Origin of the sequence: Rathayibacter sp. AY1E3 (assembly GCF_002932235.1) — a bacterium.
Classification (GTDB): Bacteria; Actinomycetota; Actinomycetes; order Actinomycetales; family Microbacteriaceae; genus Rathayibacter.
The window spans coordinates 23,200-40,818 of the sequence record NZ_PSVN01000003.1; the positions used below are offsets into that span (position 1 = coordinate 23,200).

Below are 17,619 nucleotides of genomic sequence, written 5' to 3' on the forward strand. Positions count from 1 at the left end.
TCAGTAACCGGCGAACGCGTCGGTGCGGATCCGCTTCGCCCCGGCACCGCGCAGGGCGCCGCGGACCGAGTCGACGAACGACGGCGACCCGGAGACGTAGCCCACACGGCGACCGGCGTCCGGCACCGCGTCCGCGAGCAGCTCGGCGGTCAGTCGGCCTGTGACGTGCGACCACCGTGCGGGCAGGTCGGTCGGCGCCTCCTTCGAGCAGAGCACGACCCGGGCCCCCGACTCCTGCAGCAGGTCGCGGTACGCGACCTCGGCGAGGCTCGGCGCGGCGACCACGACGACGACGTCGCGCCGCGGACCGTCCGCGAGCGAGCGGAGCTGACTGGCGAACGGGGTGATCCCGATGCCGCCCGCCACCAGCAGCAGTGGCACGGCGGGATCGGCAGGCAGGACGAAGTCACCGCCGACGCTCGTCGCCCGGAGCGAGTCGCCGGGCTCCAGAGCGGCGAGGGCGCGCTTGAAGCTGCTCGCCTTCTCCGGCATCCGCAGGGCGATCGCGATCTCGCCGTCGGACGGAGCGGAGGAGACCGAGAAGGTGCGCCGGCTGCCCCGGCTGTCGGCGCGGTGCGGCAGGTCGAGCTCGAGCCACTGGCCCGGCTCGAAGGTCAGCGGCGAGCGGGAGCGGAAGCGGTACTCCGCGATGCCCGGCGCCAGCACGCGGGTCGAGGCGAGCTCGAGCGTGTGCCGCCGACGCTGGCGGAATGCGAAGGCGAACGCGAGGGCGTTGCCGACCACGAGGCCCAGCTCCGGAGTGGCGGAGACGACGCCGATGTGGAAGGGGACGCTCGCCACGAGCGCTGCGACGACCGCGATGATCAGCTGCTGCGAGCGGCGCGGCGCGAGCGTGAGCGGCTCCGTCAGCATGAAGGCGCCGGCGAAGACGAAGGGGTAGGCCGTGAGGACCAGGGCCGCCGCGGCGCCGAGGTCCTGGCCGTTCTGCACCGCCTGCTGCACGGACACCCCGCCGGCGACGACGACGAAGACGGCGAAGACGGCCCAGCGGCGGACCCGCGCGACGATCAGGAGGGAACCCACGACGACGAACGGCCAGATCGCGCCACTGGCGATCCACCAGGCTCCGGCGTTGAGCCCGGTGAAGCCGATGATCAGCACGGCGACCGCGGCCGGGTTGAAGAGGTGGCGGCCCCGCCAGGCCAGGACGTACTTGGACGCGGCGGCGATCGCGCCGACGAGCGCGATCACGGCGAGCCCGCGGGGGTCGGCCGTCGGGAAGAGCAGGCAGGCGATCAGCAGACCGGTGACGAGCGAGGACTCCAGGTGCGCGCGGCTGCGGAACAGCCGCGCGAGGACCGCGCTGACCAGGGCCGTCGAGGCGACGGCGACGAGCGTCGTGCCGAGGATCTCGAGCGGCGTCGAGAAGATCAGGCCGGCTGCGGCGTAGCCGACGGCGACGAGCAGGAGCGCGGCGAGCGTCATCCAGACCAGCCGGTAGGTGGTGACGCGGCCGAGGGCGCGGTCGAAGGTGCCGATCATCGGAAGACCTCTCCGGGGAAGGAAGGCGAGTAGTGGAGGGTGCCGTCGCTGCGGACGCGGACGAACTCGAAGTCGAAGCGCTCGGCGAGGGCCTCGGGCGGACAGACGAACAGCGCGGTCGCGAGCCCGTCGGCGACGAGGGCCGTGTCGGCCACCGCCCAGGCGGCGACGATGCTCTCGACAGGAGCTCCGGTCCGCCCGTCGAGGACGTGGTGGAGGCCGCTGCCCCAGGCGCGGCGGTTGCTCGCCGAGCCGCAGAGCGCGCGGTCGCCGGGCACCGCCACTCCCAGTGCGCTGCTCGGGTCCCACGGGTGCTCGAGGCCGACCCGGACGGGTCCGGCTCCGATGCCCCGGAGGTCGCCGCTCGCGTCGACGACGGCGGGCCCGGCTCCGTCGAGCTCCTCGAGGACGAGGTCGACGAGCTGGCCCTTGCCCGCGGCGCCGACGTCGACGACGGTCCCGGGCTCGACCCGCAGTCCCGCCGCCCCGCGTCGGGCGGCGGCCCAGGAGGGAGCGGGGACGGCGGGTCCGCGCGGGACGAGGGTGTACGCGGAGTCGTAGCCGAGCTGCTCGAGAGAGCCGCCGACGAAGGGGGTGACCGCCCCGCCGGTCAGCTCGTCGAGCACGTCGTACAGTGCGAAGAGGTCGGCCGCCTCGTCGGGGAAGACGTGCTCGCCTCCGACCCGCAGCTGCGAGACGGCGGAGTCGTCACGGAACCGCGACCAGGTGCGGTCGTACTCCGCGATGCGCGCCTCGACCCGCGAGCGGTGGAAGGGCTCGAGCGGCTCGGCGGTGTCGATCTGCCAGCCGGTGCCGATCGCGTCGAACCGCCACGCGTGGCCGAGGACCGTCGGGGCGTCAGGCCGTGGCATCGGCCTTGATGGTCTCGACGGCGTCGTTGAAGCCGCCGGAGGTGAGGGAGGACCCCGACACCTTGGAGACCTTCAGCTCGTCGAGCTGCTTGCCGACGACCTCGCCCGCGATGCCGCCCGCGAAGCGCGACTGGTACTGCTGGCCGGTGGGGTTCTCCGACTCCGGGGTCACGGTCACGTCGGTGACGACGCCGTCGGCGATGCTCAGCGAGACGCCCACCTTCTCGTTCCCTCCGGGCGAGGTGTAGGCGCCCTCGGTCTCGTAGGTGCCGTCGGCGTAGCTGCTGCCGCTCGCGGCGGAGGACGCGGCGCCGGTGGCCTCGGGGGCGGAGCTGGTGGCGGTGCTCGGAGCGGTGGTGGTCGCCGCGTCGGCGGCGTCGCTCCCGGTCGTGGTGGTGCTGGAGCAGGCGGCGAGCGCGGCGAGGGTGCCGGCGCCGGCGAGGAGGGTCAGGGCGTAGCGGGCGGGAGTCGTGGTCTTCGCGGTCATGTCTGTTCTCCTGGTCAAGGCGGACGCGGCGGATCCGACGGTAGAGGTGCTCGCTTCGAGCACCCGATGAGGCGGCGGTGCGGAGCCGGTGAGCCGGGCCGCGGGCGTCGCTTCCTCCAGGACAACGGCGGCGGTCCCGGTTCGGTTCAGCGCTCGTCCGACGGGCGTGTCAGCGCAGGAGTGCGGCGACCACTCCGGGCAGGTGCTCCGCGATGTCGAGCGCGGCGATCGGGCCGCCGGCGGAGGCGCTCCGTCCGGCCTCCGCGTGCAGGACGGCGGCCGCGGCGGCCACGGGGGCGAGGTCCTCCGCGGTCAGAGTCGCCCCGGCCGCCTCGGCGTCCGCGACCCGACCGGCGAGGAGTGCGCCGAGCACGCCGCCGAGGACGTCGCCGCTGCCCGCGGTCGCCAGCCAGGGCGTGGATCCGGAGACCTCGAGCTCGACGCCGCCCGCGACGACGTGGGTGGTGCCGCCCTTGAGGAGCACGCAGACTCCGAGGCGGTCCGCCGCCCGGCGCGCCCACTCCCCCGGGGCCTCGGCGATCGTCGCGGCGTCCGCGTCCAGACCCGCTCGGCCGAGCACTCCGGCGAGCTCGCGGTAGTGCGGCGTGATGACGACCGGGCCTGCGGCCTCGTCGATCAGGTCGAGCGCGCCCGCGTCGAGCACCACCGGGACTCCCGAGTGCAGCTGCTCGATCAGGGTGCGCCGCTCCTCGTCGCTGCGGTCCTCGGCGCTGGTGCCGGAGCCGACGAGCCAGGCCTGCACGCGCCCCACCGCGGTCACGACCTCCGGCCGCCGGGCGAGCACCAGTCCCGCGGGCCGCTCCGGTCCGAGATAGCGGACCATGCCGACTCCCGTCCGCACCGCCGCCTCGACGCCGAGCACCGCCGCTCCCGGGTACCGCTCCGACCCGGTCGCGATCCCCAGCACCCCGCGCGTGTACTTGTCGTCGTCCTCCCGCGGCACCCTGATGCTCCGCGCCGCCTCCGCCGTCCCGACCCGCTCACCCATCCCGCCACCCTACGTCGCCCTGCGACCGGGCCGCCCGGTTCCCGCCCGGTGCCGGCGCAGCCGCACCCCTCCCCGCACCGTGCCGGCGCAGCCGCGCGTCCCAACAGACCGTGCCGGCGCAGCCGCACCCCTCTCCCCTTGCTCCAGAGGGGGCGCGGGTGCTTGAGAGGTCGGATGCAAGGCGGACGAGGAAGCGATACCGGCGGTATCGCGCCCGACGACAACGCCGCGAACGATCCTCCAGCACCCGCGGGCGCGGGCCGCGGAGGGGTCGGATGCAAGGCGGAGGAGGAAGCGATACCGGCGGTATCGCGCCCGACGACAACGCCGCAGACGGCCCCTCCGCGGCCCGCGCCTAGCGGCGGGTGGCATCGTCGACTTCGCCGACGAGCTCCTCGATGATGTCCTCGAGGAACAGCACTCCGGTGGCGCGGCCCTGCTCGTCGAACGCCCGGGCGAGGTGGGCGCCGGTGCGCCGCATGATCGCGAGGGCGTCCTCGAGGTCGGTGGCCTCGAAGATCGAGGCGAGCTGGCGGATGCGCTTGGCGGGGACGGGGAGGCGGAACTTGGCGCCCTCCGTGTCGCCGTCGAGGTCGAGGACGTCCTTGAGGTGGATGTAGCCCTCGGGGGTGCCGTCCTCGCCGAGGATCACGTAGCGCGAGAAGCCGTGCTTGGCGACGGCGCGCTCGACGTCGGCGGGGGTCGCTCCGCTGGGGAGGCTGACGATCCCGTCGAGGGGCAGGGCGACGTCGTGGACCTTCTTCTCGGTGAACTCGAACGCGGCGAGGAGGGTCCCGGTCGAGTCGCGGAGCGTGCCCTCGCGGGTGGACTGGTCGACGATCGTCTGCACCTCCTCGAGCGTGAAGGTGCTGTTCGCCTCGTCCTTGGGCTCCACCTTGAAGAGGCGGAGCACTCCGTTCGAGACCGCGTTGAGGGCGACGATGATCGGGCGGAGGACCCGGGCGATGGCGACGAGCGGCGGCGCCAGGAGGAGCACGGCGCGGTCGGGCATCGAGAACGAGATGTTCTTGGGGACCATCTCGCCGAGCACCACGTGCAGGAACGACACGATCAGCAGCGTGATGACGAAGGCGACGGTGCCGGAGAGCTCGTCGGGGATGCCGACGGCGTGCAGCGGCACCTCGAGCAGGTGGTGGATCGCCGGCTCGCTCACGTTGAGGATCAGCAGCGAGCAGACGGTGATGCCCAGCTGCGTGGTCGCGAGCATCAGTGTGGCGTGCTCCATCGCGGCGAGCGCGGTGATCGCGCTGCGGCGTCCGCTCTCCGCGAGGGGCTCGATCTGGGAGCGGCGCGCGGAGATGACCGCGAACTCCGCTCCGACGAAGAAGGCGTTCGCGGCGAGGAGCACCACGAGCCAGGCGATTCCGGCCCAGTCACTCATCGTCGGACTCCTTCCGTCCGCGGTGTCCGCGGGCGACGTCGGCGAGCGGATCGGGGATCCCGTCGGGATCCGCGTCGGGGTCGGGCGTGAAGCGGAGGCGGTCGATGCGGCGGCCGTCCAGGCGCTCGACGCGCAGCGAGCCGCCCTCGACGTCGACCCGGTCGCCGACGGCGGGGAGGCGGCCGAGCTCGCTCATCACGAATCCGGCGACCGTCTCGTAGGGCCCCTCCTCGGGGATGTGCACGCCGGCGCGGTCGAGGACCTCGTCGGGGCGGAGCATGCCGGGGAAGGTGGTGGAGCCGGGGAGCTTGACGACGTCGGCCCGGGAGCGGTCGTGCTCGTCGGCGACCTCGCCGACCAGCTCCTCGACCAGGTCCTCGAGCGTGGCGACGCCCGCCGTCCCGCCGTACTCGTCGACGACGACCGCGAGCTGGAAGCCGCGTCCGCGCAGCTCCGTGAGCAGCACGTCGAGCTTCATGGTCTCGGGGACGCGGAGCGGCTCGGAGCGCAGCGCCGTGACCGGCACGTCGGACCTCTTGCCGCGGGGCACGGCGACGGCCTGCTTGACGTGCACGACTCCGACGATGTCGTCGATGTCGTCGTCCGTGATCGGGAAGCGCGAGAACCCGGTGGTGCGGGCGAGGTCGAGCACGTCCTGCGCGGTGCTCGCGCGCTCGACCGTCGACAGGCGCAGGCGCGGCGTCATCACGTCGCCCGCGGTGAGGGCGGAGAAGCGGAGGGTGCGCCCGAGCAGGTCGGCCGTGTCCTCCTCGAGCAGTCCGGCACTGGCGGAGTGGCGCACGAGGCTCGAGAGCTCCTCGGCGCTGCGGGCGCCCGAGAGCTCCTCCTTCGGCTCGATGCCGACCAGGCGCAGCAGGGCGTTCGCACTGCCGTTCAGCAGGGCGACGGCCGGGCGGAACACCGTCGTGAACGCGGTCTGCAGCGGCACGACGAGCTTCGCGGTCGCCCGCGGCAGGGCGAGGGCGAAGTTCTTGGGGACCAGCTCGCCGAGGATCATCGACAGCAGGGTCGCGATGACGATGGCGACCACCGTCATGACCGGCGCGAGCGCCTCCTCCGGGATGCCGAGTCCGCTGAACGGCTCCTGGAGCAGCGTCGAGAGGGCGGGCTCCATCGTGTAGCCGGTGAGCAGCGTCGTGAGAGTGATGCCCAGCTGCGCGCTCGAGAGGTGCGTGGAGGTGACGCGCAGGGCCGCGATGGTCATGCCCAGGCGCGTCTCGCCGCGGTCGCGACGGGCCTCGAGGTCGGCCCGGTCGAGGTTCACCAGCGCGAACTCGCTGGCGACGAAGACGCCGGTGCCCAGGGTCAGCAGCAGGCCGACGCCGAGGAGGAGCCACTCAGTTCCCACGGTGGTCGCCCCCGGTCACGAGAGGGAGGTGCGAGGAGGGCCGGACAGTGCGGGCCGGCGGAGCGGCGGCACCGGAGCGTCGAGCGGGAGTCCGAGGAGCACGGCGGCGAGCGGAACAGGCCGGATGCGCAGAGGGAGGGTCGTCCATTGTGGCGCCGAGTCTACCCGCCGCGGAGCGCCGCCGGGCGTGCTCCGACGCGGCGGCTCAGAGCCACTTCTTCCGCTTGAACACCGCGTAGAGCGCGAAGCCGAACAGCACCATCAGGCCCAGCGCCCAGGGGTAGCCGAGCCGCCAGTGCAGCTCCGGCATGTCGTCGAAGTTCATCCCGTAGATGCCGGCCACGAGCGTCGGGGCGAAGAGGATCGCCGCCCACGAGGAGATCTTGCGGACCACGTCGTTCTGGGCGAGCCCGGTCTCGGTCTGCCGGCGCGAGACGAGCGTCGAGTGCACCGTGAGCGCCTTGTCGAGGATCGCGCGCAGGGAGTCGACCGCCTCCGTCACGCGGATGGTGTGGTCGAGCACGTCGCGGAGGGAGCGGCGCAGCTCGATCCGCTCCGGCGAGGGCGAGGGCTCCCCCTCCACGGGCGTCGACTCCTGCAGCAGCTCGTGCAGCAGGGCGGTCAGCGGCTGCACCGAGCGCTGGAAGTGGATGACCTCGCGCGAGAGCCGGTAGATGCGCTCGGAGAGCCCGTCGTCGGAGTCGTCGCCGAAGAGCTGGTCCTCGATCTCGTCCACGTCGCCCTGGACGCCGAACACCACCGGCGCGTACTCGTCGACGACCTGGTCGAGGATCGCGTAGAGCACCGCTTCGGGCCCGCGGGCGAGGAGGGCCGGATCCTCCTCCAGGCGGCGGCGCACGCGGGCGAGGTCCGGGGAGTCGGCGTGCCGGATGGTGACCACGAAGTCGGGGCCGACGAAGACGTGCAGCTCGCCGAAGACGACCGTCTCGGCGGCGTCCGCGTAGCGCGCCGGCCGCAGCACGACGAAGAGCCCGTCGTCGTAGCGCTCGAGCTTGGCCCGCTGGTGCCCGGTCAGCGCGTCCTCGACGGCGAGCGGGTGCAGCCCGAACTCCTCGGCGACCGCCTCGACCTCCTCGCGCGTCGGGCGGTAGAGGCCGATCCAGGCCATGCCGTGCTCGTCGCGCATCAGCTCGAAGGTGTCCTCGAGCGAGTCGGGGTTCCGGATGCGGCGGCCGTCGACGTACACGGCGTTGTCGACGATGGTCATGGGCTCGGTTCTAGCACGCGGCGCCCGCTCACCAGCTGACCGGCAGCGCCTTGCCCTCCTCGTAGCCCGCGGCCGACTGCAGGCCCACGTGCGCCCGCTCGTGGAAGTCGGCCACGCTCCGGGCGCCGGCGTAGGTGAAGGACGAGCGGACCCCCGAGGTGATCATGTCGAGCAGGTCCTCGACCGAGGGCCGCAGCGGGTCGAGGTAGATGGTGGAGGAGGAGATGCCCTCGGCGAAGAGGCGCTTGCGGGCGAGCTCGTAGGCGTCGAGGCGGTCGAAGCGCTCCTGCACCGCCTTGGCCGAGGCCATGCCCCAGCTCTCCTTGTAGACCCGGCCGGCCGCGTCGCTGCGCAGCTCCCCCGGAGCCTCGATCGTGCCGGCGAACCAGGAGCCGATCATCACGGAGGCGGCGCCCGCGGCCAGCGCGAGGGCGACGTCGCGCGGGTAGCGCACACCGCCGTCCGCCCAGACGTGGGCGCCCAGCTCGTGCGCGCGCTCGGCCGTCTCGAGGACGGCCGAGAACTGCGGGCGGCCGACCGCGGTCATCATCCGGGTGGTGCACATCGCGCCGGGGCCGACGCCGACCTTGAGGATGTCCGCTCCCGCGTCGACGAGGTCGTGCACCGCGTCGGCCGTGACGACGTTGCCCGCCGCGATCGGCACTCCGAGATCGAGCGCGGAGACCGTCCGGAGCGCCCGGAGCATCCCCTCCTGGTGGCCGTGCGCGGTGTCGAGGACGAGGACGTCGACGCCCGCGGAGACGAGCGCGCGCGCCTTCGCCTCGACGTCGCCGTTGATGCCGATCGCCGCCGCGACGCGCAGACGCCCGTCCGCGTCGAGCGCCGGGTCGTAGACGGTGGAGCGGAGGGCGCCGGTGCGCGACAGCGTGCCGACCAGGGCGCCGTGGTGCAGCACCGGGGCGAAGTCGAGGTCGGCGGCCACCATGAGGTCGAAGGCGGCCCGCGCGGTGGGCACGTCGTCGGCGTCGATCGAGGGGGTGGCGGAGTGCACCAGGTCGCCCAGACGCGCGTCCGGCAGCGCGGTCGCCAGGCGCGCGGCCGGGACGCAGCCGAGGATCGCGCCGCCCTCCTCCTGCACCACGAAGCCGTGGCCGGCGACGGCCGGCAGGATGCGCAGCGCCTCCTCCACGGTCGTCGCCGGCGAGGCGGTGAGGGCGCCGGAGAAGGCGACCGGCTGGCGCTTCACCCAGCGGATCGCGGCGTCCAGCGCCTGCAGGGGCATGTCCTGCGGGAGGACGCCGAGCCCGCCCCGGCGCGCGAGCGTCGCTGCGAGGCGCTGACCGGTGACCGAGTTCATGTTGGAGGAGACGACGGGGATCGTCGCCCCGGTGCCGTCGCCCGGTGCGAGCGAGACGTCGAGGCGGCTCGTCACCGACGAGCGGCCGGGGACGAGGAAGACGTCCGAGTAGGTGAGGTCGCCTGAGGGTGTTCCGCCGGAGAAACGCATGGGGGAAACGCTACTCCGGCGCGGCCCCGGGTCGGCCGTGCAGGGAACGGGGCTAGGCTTGGCGACCGGGACGGGACCAGGCGACGGCACCGGTTCCCGCTGGTGCGAGGACGACCTCCTCCGCCGCGGTGGCAGGCGCCGAGGGATGCGACGGGCCCGTCCGGATGATCGAGGACGAATCAACGGAGAGAGTGGGCGATCGGCTGTGTCGAGCCAGTTGACCGGAGCAGGAACAGAGCAGGGCGCGGAGGACTTCGGAGCCAACGAGTGGCTCGTGGAGGAGCTGTACGAGCAGTACAGCGCCGACCGCGCCTCGGTGGACGAGTCCTGGTGGCCCATCCTGGAGCGCTACGGCGCCCAGCTCGCGAACTCCGGCAAGGACGCTCCGGCTCCGGCTCCCGCCGCGGCCCCCGCGCCCGCCGCCTCGAAGCCCGCCGCTGCCGCCGAGCGCGTCTCGTCGAGCGGCGGAGGCGCCGTGACCCATCCCGCCGCGGCCTCCTCCTCCGAGTCGACCCCCGCCTCCCGCACCACGTCGAAGCAGCCGAAGGCGCAGCCGATCCCGGCCGACGCTCCGGTGAGCAAGCCCTCCGCCGAGGACTCGACGCCGGACGAGGACGTCGTCACCCCGCTCCGCGGCATGGCGAAGAGCCTCGCGACCAACATGGACGCCAGCCTCAGCATCCCCACCGCGACGAGCGTCCGCACGATCCCGGCGAAGCTGATGATCGACAACCGCATCGTCATCAACAACCACCTGCGCCGCACCCGCGGCGGCAAGGTCTCGTTCACGCACCTGATCGGCTGGGCGCTCATCCGCGCGCTCAAGGACTTCCCGAGCCAGAACGTGTTCTACGACGAGGTCGACGGCAAGCCCGCGGTCGTCGCCCCGGCGCACGTCAACCTCGGCATCGCGATCGACATGCCGAAGCCCGACGGCACGCGCGCCCTGCTCGTGCCGAGCATCAAGCGCGCCGACACGCTGAGCTTCACGGCCTACCTCTCGGCCTACGAGGACCTGGTCAAGCGCGCGCGCGGCAACAAGCTCGTCGCCGGCGACTTCGCGGGCACCACGCTCTCGCTGACGAACCCCGGCGGCATCGGCACGGTCCACTCCGTCCCCCGCCTGATGAAGGGCCAGGGCTGCATCATCGGAGCCGGCGCCCTCGAGTACCCGGCGGAGTTCCAGGGCGCGTCCGAGAAGACGCTGGTCGAGCTGGGCATCGGCAAGACCATCACCCTGACCTCGACCTACGACCACCGCGTCATCCAGGGTGCCGGCTCGGGCGAGTTCCTCAAGATCGTGCACGAGCTCCTGCTCGGCGGCCGCGGGTTCTACGAGGACATCTTCGCCGCGCTGCGCATCCCCTACGACCCGATCCACTGGTCCACGGACATCGCCGTCGACCTCGCCGAGCGCGTCTCCAAGACCGCCCGCGTGCAGGAGCTCATCAACTCGTTCCGCGTCCGCGGGCACCTGATGGCCGACGTCGACCCGCTGGAGTACGTGCAGCGCTCGCACCCCGACCTCGCCATCGAGAGCCACGGCCTCACCTTCTGGGACCTCGACCGCGAGTTCGTCACGGACGGCTTCGGCGGCAAGCGCCAGCTCAAGCTGCGCGACATCCTCGGGATCCTCCGCGACTCGTACTGCCGCACCGTCGGCGTCGAGTACATGCACATCCAGGACCCGGAGCAGCGCGCCTGGATGCAGCAGAAGCTCGAGCGCGGCTACGAGAAGCCGGGCCACGACGAGCAGCTGCGCATCCTGGGCAAGCTCAACGAGGCCGAGGCCTTCGAGACCTTCCTGCAGACCAAGTACGTGGGCCAGAAGCGCTTCTCGCTCGAGGGCGGCGAGTCGCTCATCGCGCTGCTCGACGCCGTCCTGCAGGGCGCGGCCGACGAGCACCTCGACGAGGTGGCGATCGGCATGGCCCACCGCGGCCGCCTGAACGTGCTGACCAACATCGCCGGCAAGACCTACGGCCAGATCTTCCGCGAGTTCGAGGGCACCCAGGACCCGCGCACGGTCCAGGGCTCCGGAGACGTGAAGTACCACCTCGGCACCGAGGGCACCTTCCGCGGTGCTGCGGGCGAGGAGATCCCGGTCTACCTGGCGGCGAACCCCTCGCACCTCGAGGCCGTGAACGGCGTGCTCGAGGGCATCGTCCGCGCCAAGCAGGACCGCAAGCCCATCGGCACCTTCACCACGCTGCCGATCCTCGTGCACGGCGACGCCGCGATGGCGGGCCAGGGCGTGGTGGTCGAGACCCTGCAGATGTCGCAGCTGCGGGCGTACCGCACCGGCGGCACGATCCACATCAACATCAACAACCAGGTCGGGTTCACGACTCCCCCTCACGAGGCCCGCACCTCGATCTACTCGACCGACGGCGCGAAGACGATCCAGGCGCCGATCTTCCACGTGAACGGCGACGACCCCGAGGCTGTCGTCCACGTCGGGCAGCTCGCGTTCGAGTACCGCCAGCGGTTCCACCGCGACGTGGTCATCGACCTGATCTGCTATCGCCGGCGCGGGCACAACGAGGGCGACGACCCCTCGATGACCCAGCCGCTGATGTACAGCCTGATCGAGGCCAAGCGCTCGGTCCGCAAGCTGTACACCGAGGCGCTCGTCGGCCGCGGCGACATCACCGAGGAGGAGTACGACCGCGCCCACCAGGACTTCCAGGACCGTCTGGAGCGCGCCTTCGCCGAGACCCACGCCGCGCAGACCGGCGCGATCCCCGTGATCACCGCCGACGGCGACTCCGTGGCCGACCTCGAGCTGCCCGACGCGCAGCAGGGCGAGGACTACCCGGGCGAGCCCGAGGTCACCGGCGTGAAGACCGAGGTCGTCACGCGAATCGGCGACGCGTTCACGACGCCGCCCGAGGGCTTCACCGTGCACCCCAAGCTCCAGCAGCTGCTGGCGAAGCGCCGGGAGATGAGCCGCTCCGGCTCCATCGACTGGGCCTTCGGCGAGCTGCTCGCGCTCGGCTCCCTGCTGCTCGAGGACACCCCTGTGCGCCTCGTCGGCCAGGACACGCGCCGCGGGACCTTCGTCCAGCGCCACGCGGTCCTCCACGACCGCGAGAACGGCCAGGAGTGGCTGCCGCTCATGAACCTGTCCGAGCAGCAGGCCCGGCTCTGGATCTACGACTCGCTGCTCTCGGAGTACGCGGCGATGGCGTTCGAGTACGGCTACTCGGTGGAGCGGCCCGACTCGCTCGTGCTGTGGGAGGCGCAGTTCGGCGACTTCGCGAACGGCGCCCAGATCGTGATCGACGAGTTCATCTCCTCGGCCGAGCAGAAGTGGGGGCAGCGCTCGTCGCTCGTGCTCCTGCTCCCGCACGGCTACGAGGGCCAGGGCCCCGACCACTCGTCGGCGCGGATCGAGCGCTACCTGCAGATGTGCGCGGAGCGGAACATGACCGTCGCGCGCCCGTCGACGCCGGCGTCCTACTTCCACCTGCTGCGCCGCCAGGCCTACTCCCGGCCCCGCCGACCGCTGATCGTCTTCACCCCGAAGGCGATGCTGCGCCTGCGCGGAGCCTCGAGCCCGGTCGAGGACTTCACCTCGGGCCGCTTCCAGCCGGTGATCGACGACGCGCGGATCGAGGACGCCTCCGCCGTGAAGCGCGTCCTGCTCCACGCCGGCAAGGTCCACTACGACCTCAAGGCGGAGCTCGAGAAGAAGCCCGACGACGGCATCGCGCTGGTCCGGGTCGAGCAGTACTACCCGGCGCCGATCGAGGAGCTGCGCGGCATCGCCGAGCGATACCCGGACGCGGAGCTCGTCTGGGTGCAGGACGAGCCCGAGAACCAGGGCGCCTGGCCGTTCATGGCCCTCGAGGTCGCTCCGAAGCTGGGCCGGTCCATGCGCGTGGTCTCGCGGCCCTCCGCGGCCTCCCCCGCGGCCGGCTCGGCCAAGCGGCACGCCTCCGAGCAGGCCGACCTGCTGTCGCGGGCGCTCACCCGCTGATCCGCGGTCCGCACGACGCGGTCGGGCCCGTCGGAACCTCGTGTTCCGGCGGGCCCGTCGCGTTGCGGGCGGACCGTGCCTGACCGCAGGCCCGCAGAGACCGGCAGGAGCGCGCGCGACGTGCGGGTGCCGCGGCGCCCGGAGGCCGCCGGACACGACGGAGCCCCGGCCCCTCGAGGGCCCGCGGTGCGCGGGAGGTCTCGAACGGCCGGGGCTCCCCGGGTCGTGCGGCGCCTAGAGGCGGGCGGGCGCCTGGGAGTGCGCGGCGTGCTCGTCGCGGAGCATGCCGAGCACCTGGGCGCGGAGGTCCTCCGGCGCCGTCTCCTTGCACGCCCGCTGCACGGCGACCGTCAGCACCACGCCGACCTTCGCCTCATCGGCGCAGTCGACGCATCCCGCCATGTGCTCGCGGATGTCGGCGGCGTCCTCCTTGCACAGCTCGTTGTGGAGGTACTCCTCGAGCTCGGCCTTCGCCTTCGTGCAGCCGCTGTCGGTCATTTCGTGCTCCCGGAGGTGAATGCGGCGCGGAATCCGCGCTCGCGTGCGTAGTCGGTGAGTCGTTCGCGCAGCATGCGCCGGCCGCGGTGCAGCCGGCTCATGACGGTCCCGACGGGGGTCTTCATGATGTCCGCGATCTCCTGGTAGGAGAAGCCTTCGACATCGGCGAAGTAGACGGCGAGCCGGAAGTCCTCCGGGATCGCCTGGAGCGCCTCCTTCACCGCGGTGTCGGGGAGGTGGTCGATCGCCTCCGCCTCGGCCGAGCGGCTGGAAGTGGCCGTGGTCGACTCGGCCCCGCCCAGCTGCCAGTCCTCGAGCTCGTCGATCGCGCTCTGGTAGGGCTCGCGCTGCTTCTTGCGGTACGAGTTGATGAACGTGTTCGTGAGGATGCGGTAGAGCCAGGCCTTCAGGTTGGTGCCCTGCTCGAACTGGCGGAACGCGCCGAACGCCTTCGCGAACGTCTCCTGCACGAGGTCCTGCGCGTCGGAGGGGTTCTTCGTCATCCGCAGACCGGCCGCGTAGAGCTGGTCGATGAAGGGCAGCGCCTGCTGCTCGAAGAGGGAGCGGAGATCGACGGGAGCCTCGACCGGGGCGTCGTCCAGCGACTCCTCGACGGTCTCCACGATCGTCTGCTCCGCGTCGGCGGGCTCGGGAGCCTCGTCGGCGGGGGTGGTGCGGGGTTCGTCGTCGCGAGTCATCACGAGCGATTCTAGAGCGGCGGCGCGGCGGACGACCGGGGTTGCGGCGCGAGGGCGCCTCCGGGCGACGGGCCTGCTGCTCCGGAGGACCGGGGGTGCTGCCGTCATGCTCCGCCTCCGTCACGCTCCTGACGACGCCCTGCGCGCCGACTATCCTGACAACCGATGGTCTTCTCGCGTTATTCCGCCCCCGAGTTCGATCCGTACGGCGACGCCCGTGCGCTCCCCGGCGACGACGCCTGGCCCGCACCCCTCGCGGCCGGCGCTCTCGACGCCGAGGTCGGCCTGCCCGGCTCCAAGTCGCTGACCAACCGGGAGCTGGTGCTCGCCGCTCTGGCGGACGGACCCTCCACGCTGCGGGCGCCGCTGCACTCCCGCGACAGCGCCCTGATGATCGAGGCGCTGCGCTCGCTCGGCACCACGATCCGGGAGTCCGGCTCGACCGGCGGCTTCGGCGCCGACCTGGTCGTGGAGCCCGCGGAGGAGCTGCTCGGCTCGACGACGATCGACTGCGGGCTCGCGGGCACCGTGATGCGCTTCGTCCCGCCGCTGGCCGGCCTCGCGCTCGGCCCCACCACCTTCGACGGCGACGCGTACGCGGCGAAGCGGCCGATGGGGGCGACGATCGCCTCCCTCCGCGCGCTCGGCGTCGACGTCGCCGACGACGGCCGCGGCGCGCTCCCCTTCACCGTCCACGGCTCCGGGGCCGTCCGGGGCGGCGACGTCGTCGTCGACGCCTCGCGGTCGAGCCAGTTCGTCTCGGCGCTCCTGCTGGCCGGCGCCCGCTTCGAGGAGGGACTGCACCTGCGCCACGAGGGCAGCGCCGTCCCCTCCCGGCCCCACATCGACATGACCGTCGCCGCACTGGCGGCACGGGGCGTCGAGGTCGGCACGCCCGCCGACGGCGAGTGGACCGTCGCGCCGCAGCCCATCGCCGGCGCCGACGTGCTGATCGAGCCCGACCTCTCGAACGCCGCGCCGTTCCTCGCTGCGGCCCTCGTCACGGGCGGCCGCGTCCGGCTTCGCCACTGGCCGGCCGTCACCACGCAGGTCGGGGCGCACCTCGAGCGGATCCTGCCGCTGTTCGGCGCCCGCGTCGAGCGCGACGGCGAGGACCTCGTGGTCACCGGCGGCGACGAGATCCTGGGCGTGGACCTCGACCTGTCGGAGGGAGGCGAGCTCGCCCCCGCCCTCGCCGCCCTCGCCGCGCTGGCCTCCACTCCCAGCACCCTGACCGGGATCGGCCACATCCGCCACCACGAGACGGACCGCCTCGCCGCCCTCGCCGCCGAGATCACCGGCCTCGGCGGCCGGGTCACGGAGCTCGAGGACGGTCTGCGCATCGAGCCCGCCGAGCTCCACGGCGGCCGCTGGCGCACCTACTCGGACCATCGCATGGCCCACGCCGGCGCCCTGATCGGCCTCGTGGTCCCCGGCGTGGTGATCGAGGACGTCGCGACGACAGCGAAGACCCTCCCCCAGTTCCCGGAGCTGTGGACGACCCTCGCCGGATCGGTCTGACCCGTGTCGTGGTGGACGGACAGCGGCCTCGACGCCGACGGTGCTCTCGACGACTTCGACGGGTACGACGAGTCGGACGCGCGGGTGCGCCCGAACCCGAAGGGCACGAAGCCCCGGACCAAGAACCGGCCCGCCTACGAGGACGCCGAGATCGCGATGGTGCTCGGCGTCGACCGGGGTCGCTACACGGTGATGATCGGCGACGGGACGCCCGAGGAGCACGAGTTCACGGCGGCCCGGGCCCGCGAGCTGCGGCGCCAGGCGATCGTGGCCGGCGACCGCGTCGACGTGGTCGGGGACTCCAGCGGCGACGAGGGGACGCTCGCGCGCATCGTCCGCATACGCGAGCGGTCGACACTCCTCCGCCGCAGCGCCGACGACACCGACGCGATCGAGCGCGTGATCGTCGCCAACGCCGACCAGATGCTCTGCGTGGTGGCCGCCGCCGACCCCGAGCCCCGGACCCGGCTGGTCGACCGCTACCTCGTCGCCGCCTTCGACGCCGGGATCACTCCGATGCTCTGCATCACCAAGACCGACCTCGCGGACCCGGCCCCGTTCCTCCGCAACTTCGAGGGGCTCGACCTCCGCGTGTTCCTCTCGAGCCAGGACGAGCCGCCGGTCGACGAGATCGCCGACGCCCTCCTCGGCCACGAGACCGTGGTCGTCGGGCACTCCGGAGTCGGCAAGTCCACCCTCGTGAACAAGCTCGTCCCGGACGCGCACCGGGCCATCGGGCGCGTGAACACGGTGACGGGCCGCGGCCGGCACACCTCGTCCTCCACCGTCTCGCTGCGCGTGGAGCGCGGCGACCGGCACGGCTGGGTGATCGACACCCCCGGCGTCCGCTCGTTCGGACTCGGCCACGTGAACACCGACAACATCCTCGGCGCGTTCACGACCCTCGCCGTGATCGCCCGGGACTGCCCGCGCGGCTGCACGCACCTGCCCGACTCCCCCGACTGCGCCATCATCGAGGCGGTCGAGGGCGGACTGCTGGGCGCCAGCGGACCGGAGCGCCTCGACTCGCTCCAGCGCCTCCTGACCACCTTCGCCACGACCGACGGAAGCAGACGATGACCGACCTCTCCCCCATCCCCGCCGAGGCGCGCCTCGCCGCCGGCGACTCCGCTCCGGAGTTCACGCTGCCGAACCAGGACGGCGAGCCCGTCTCGCTCGCGGACTACCGCGGACGGCGCGTCATCCTGTTCTTCTACCCCGAGGCCGACACCCCCGGCTGCACCACGGAGGCCTGCGACTTCCGCGACAACGCGGCGTCCCTCCGCGACTCCGGCTACGAGGTCCTCGGGATCTCGCGGGACGCTCCGGAGGCGCTGCGCCGCTGGGCCGACGCCCAGGGAATCGCGTACCCGCTGCTGAGCGACCCCGACATGACCGTGCACCGCGCGTACGCGGTGTGGGGCGAGAAGAGCCTCTACGGCAAGACCGTCGTCGGCGTGCTGCGCTCGACGTTCGTCGTCGGAGCCGAGGGAGCACTCGAGTTCGCGCAGTACGGCGTCCGGGCGACCGGGCACGTGCAGGCGCTCCGCAAGAAGCTGAAGCTCGTCTGACCCCGGGGCGC

General features: G+C 72.8%; 14 protein-coding genes. 4 read left to right on the forward strand and 10 right to left on the reverse strand.

Translation table 11 applies throughout. The features are described from left to right. From C5C53_RS03060 to C5C53_RS03095, 8 genes are all read right to left on the reverse strand, one after another. Complete coding sequence (locus C5C53_RS03060; protein WP_104232782.1) at positions 1–1,503, reverse strand: oxidoreductase; 1,503 nt, start codon at positions 1,501–1,503, stop codon at positions 1–3. Further along, a complete protein-coding gene (locus C5C53_RS03065; protein ID WP_104232783.1) occupies positions 1,500–2,375 on the reverse strand; it encodes an FAD:protein FMN transferase in 876 nt (291 codons plus the stop codon). Before C5C53_RS03065 ends, C5C53_RS03060 begins: the two co-directional genes overlap by 4 nt. Beyond that, a complete protein-coding gene (locus C5C53_RS03070; RefSeq protein ID WP_104266798.1) occupies positions 2,362–2,862 on the reverse strand; it encodes an FMN-binding protein in 501 nt (166 codons plus the stop codon). The genes C5C53_RS03065 and C5C53_RS03070 overlap by 14 nt, the downstream gene beginning before the upstream one ends. Before the next feature lie 169 nt (positions 2,863–3,031). Next, the gene (locus C5C53_RS03075; RefSeq protein WP_104266799.1) at positions 3,032–3,871 is read right to left on the reverse strand and encodes an ADP/ATP-dependent (S)-NAD(P)H-hydrate dehydratase; all 840 of its coding nucleotides are present in this window, start codon (positions 3,869–3,871) and stop codon (positions 3,032–3,034) included. A 355-nt stretch (positions 3,872–4,226) separates the two neighbouring features. Continuing rightward, positions 4,227–5,273 carry a hemolysin family protein gene (locus C5C53_RS03080; protein ID WP_104224111.1) on the reverse strand — a complete coding sequence of 349 codons (1,047 nt, stop codon included), beginning with the start codon at positions 5,271–5,273 and terminating at the stop codon, positions 4,227–4,229. Continuing rightward, a complete protein-coding gene (locus C5C53_RS03085; protein ID WP_104225499.1) occupies positions 5,266–6,642 on the reverse strand; it encodes a hemolysin family protein in 1,377 nt (458 codons plus the stop codon). Before C5C53_RS03085 ends, C5C53_RS03080 begins: the two co-directional genes overlap by 8 nt. A 205-nt stretch (positions 6,643–6,847) precedes the next feature. Continuing rightward, a complete protein-coding gene (gene corA, locus C5C53_RS03090; RefSeq protein ID WP_104266800.1) occupies positions 6,848–7,870 on the reverse strand; it encodes a magnesium/cobalt transporter CorA in 1,023 nt (340 codons plus the stop codon). 28 nt (positions 7,871–7,898) lie between these two features. Continuing rightward, a complete protein-coding gene (locus tag C5C53_RS03095) occupies positions 7,899–9,338 on the reverse strand; it encodes a GuaB1 family IMP dehydrogenase-related protein (protein ID WP_104246650.1) in 1,440 nt (479 codons plus the stop codon). A gap of 205 nt (positions 9,339–9,543) precedes the next feature. Here C5C53_RS03095 and C5C53_RS03100 point away from each other — a divergent pair, with 205 nt between their 5' ends. Then, positions 9,544–13,320, forward strand: coding sequence for a multifunctional oxoglutarate decarboxylase/oxoglutarate dehydrogenase thiamine pyrophosphate-binding subunit/dihydrolipoyllysine-residue succinyltransferase subunit (locus tag C5C53_RS03100; RefSeq protein ID WP_181069048.1), 3,777 nt, complete (start codon positions 9,544–9,546; stop codon positions 13,318–13,320). Between the two features lie 234 nt (positions 13,321–13,554). On the opposite strand, the gene C5C53_RS03105 is transcribed toward C5C53_RS03100, so the two are convergent. After that, entirely contained in the window at positions 13,555–13,818 is a 264-nt protein-coding gene (locus C5C53_RS03105; protein WP_104224116.1) for a zf-HC2 domain-containing protein, read from the reverse strand. After that, positions 13,815–14,516: a sigma-70 family RNA polymerase sigma factor gene (locus C5C53_RS03110; RefSeq protein ID WP_104224117.1), complete on the reverse strand. Its 702-nt coding sequence runs from the start codon at positions 14,514–14,516 to the stop codon at positions 13,815–13,817. Before C5C53_RS03110 ends, C5C53_RS03105 begins: the two co-directional genes overlap by 4 nt. A gap of 165 nt (positions 14,517–14,681) precedes the next feature. Here C5C53_RS03110 and aroA point away from each other — a divergent pair, with 165 nt between their 5' ends. From aroA to bcp, 3 genes are read left to right on the forward strand one after another with little or no spacing between them, the layout of a single operon-like run. Next, a complete protein-coding gene (gene aroA / locus C5C53_RS03115; RefSeq protein ID WP_104225496.1) occupies positions 14,682–16,037 on the forward strand; it encodes a 3-phosphoshikimate 1-carboxyvinyltransferase in 1,356 nt (451 codons plus the stop codon). Positions 16,038–16,040: 3 nt separating this feature from the next. Beyond that, positions 16,041–17,117, forward strand: coding sequence for a ribosome small subunit-dependent GTPase A (gene rsgA, locus C5C53_RS03120; RefSeq protein ID WP_104224119.1), 1,077 nt, complete (start codon positions 16,041–16,043; stop codon positions 17,115–17,117). Next, positions 17,114–17,608 (forward strand): thioredoxin-dependent thiol peroxidase, encoded by a 495-nt coding sequence (bcp, locus tag C5C53_RS03125; protein WP_104266802.1) that lies wholly within the window; start codon positions 17,114–17,116, stop codon positions 17,606–17,608. The genes rsgA and bcp overlap by 4 nt, the downstream gene beginning before the upstream one ends. Positions 17,609–17,619 lie beyond the last annotated feature (11 nt).

What these genes read in the sequence shown, in the direction of transcription:
- C5C53_RS03060 (WP_104232782.1), bottom strand. Translation starts at nt 1,503, where the DNA reads ATGATCGGCACCTTCGACCGCGCCCTCGGCCGCGTCACCACCTACCGG.
- C5C53_RS03065 (WP_104232783.1), bottom strand. Translation starts at nt 2,375, where the DNA reads ATGCCACGGCCTGACGCCCCGACGGTCCTCGGCCACGCGTGGCGGTTC.
- C5C53_RS03070 (WP_104266798.1), bottom strand. Translation starts at nt 2,862, where the DNA reads ATGACCGCGAAGACCACGACTCCCGCCCGCTACGCCCTGACCCTCCTC.
- C5C53_RS03075 (WP_104266799.1), bottom strand. Translation starts at nt 3,871, where the DNA reads ATGGGTGAGCGGGTCGGGACGGCGGAGGCGGCGCGGAGCATCAGGGTG.
- C5C53_RS03080 (WP_104224111.1), bottom strand. Translation starts at nt 5,273, where the DNA reads ATGAGTGACTGGGCCGGAATCGCCTGGCTCGTGGTGCTCCTCGCCGCG.
- corA (WP_104266800.1), bottom strand. Translation starts at nt 7,870, where the DNA reads ATGACCATCGTCGACAACGCCGTGTACGTCGACGGCCGCCGCATCCGG.
- C5C53_RS03095 (WP_104246650.1), bottom strand. Translation starts at nt 9,338, where the DNA reads ATGCGTTTCTCCGGCGGAACACCCTCAGGCGACCTCACCTACTCGGAC.
- C5C53_RS03105 (WP_104224116.1), bottom strand. Translation starts at nt 13,818, where the DNA reads ATGACCGACAGCGGCTGCACGAAGGCGAAGGCCGAGCTCGAGGAGTAC.
- C5C53_RS03110 (WP_104224117.1), bottom strand. Translation starts at nt 14,516, where the DNA reads ATGACTCGCGACGACGAACCCCGCACCACCCCCGCCGACGAGGCTCCC.
- aroA (WP_104225496.1), top strand. Translation starts at nt 14,682, where the DNA reads ATGGTCTTCTCGCGTTATTCCGCCCCCGAGTTCGATCCGTACGGCGAC.
- bcp (WP_104266802.1), top strand. Translation starts at nt 17,114, where the DNA reads ATGACCGACCTCTCCCCCATCCCCGCCGAGGCGCGCCTCGCCGCCGGC.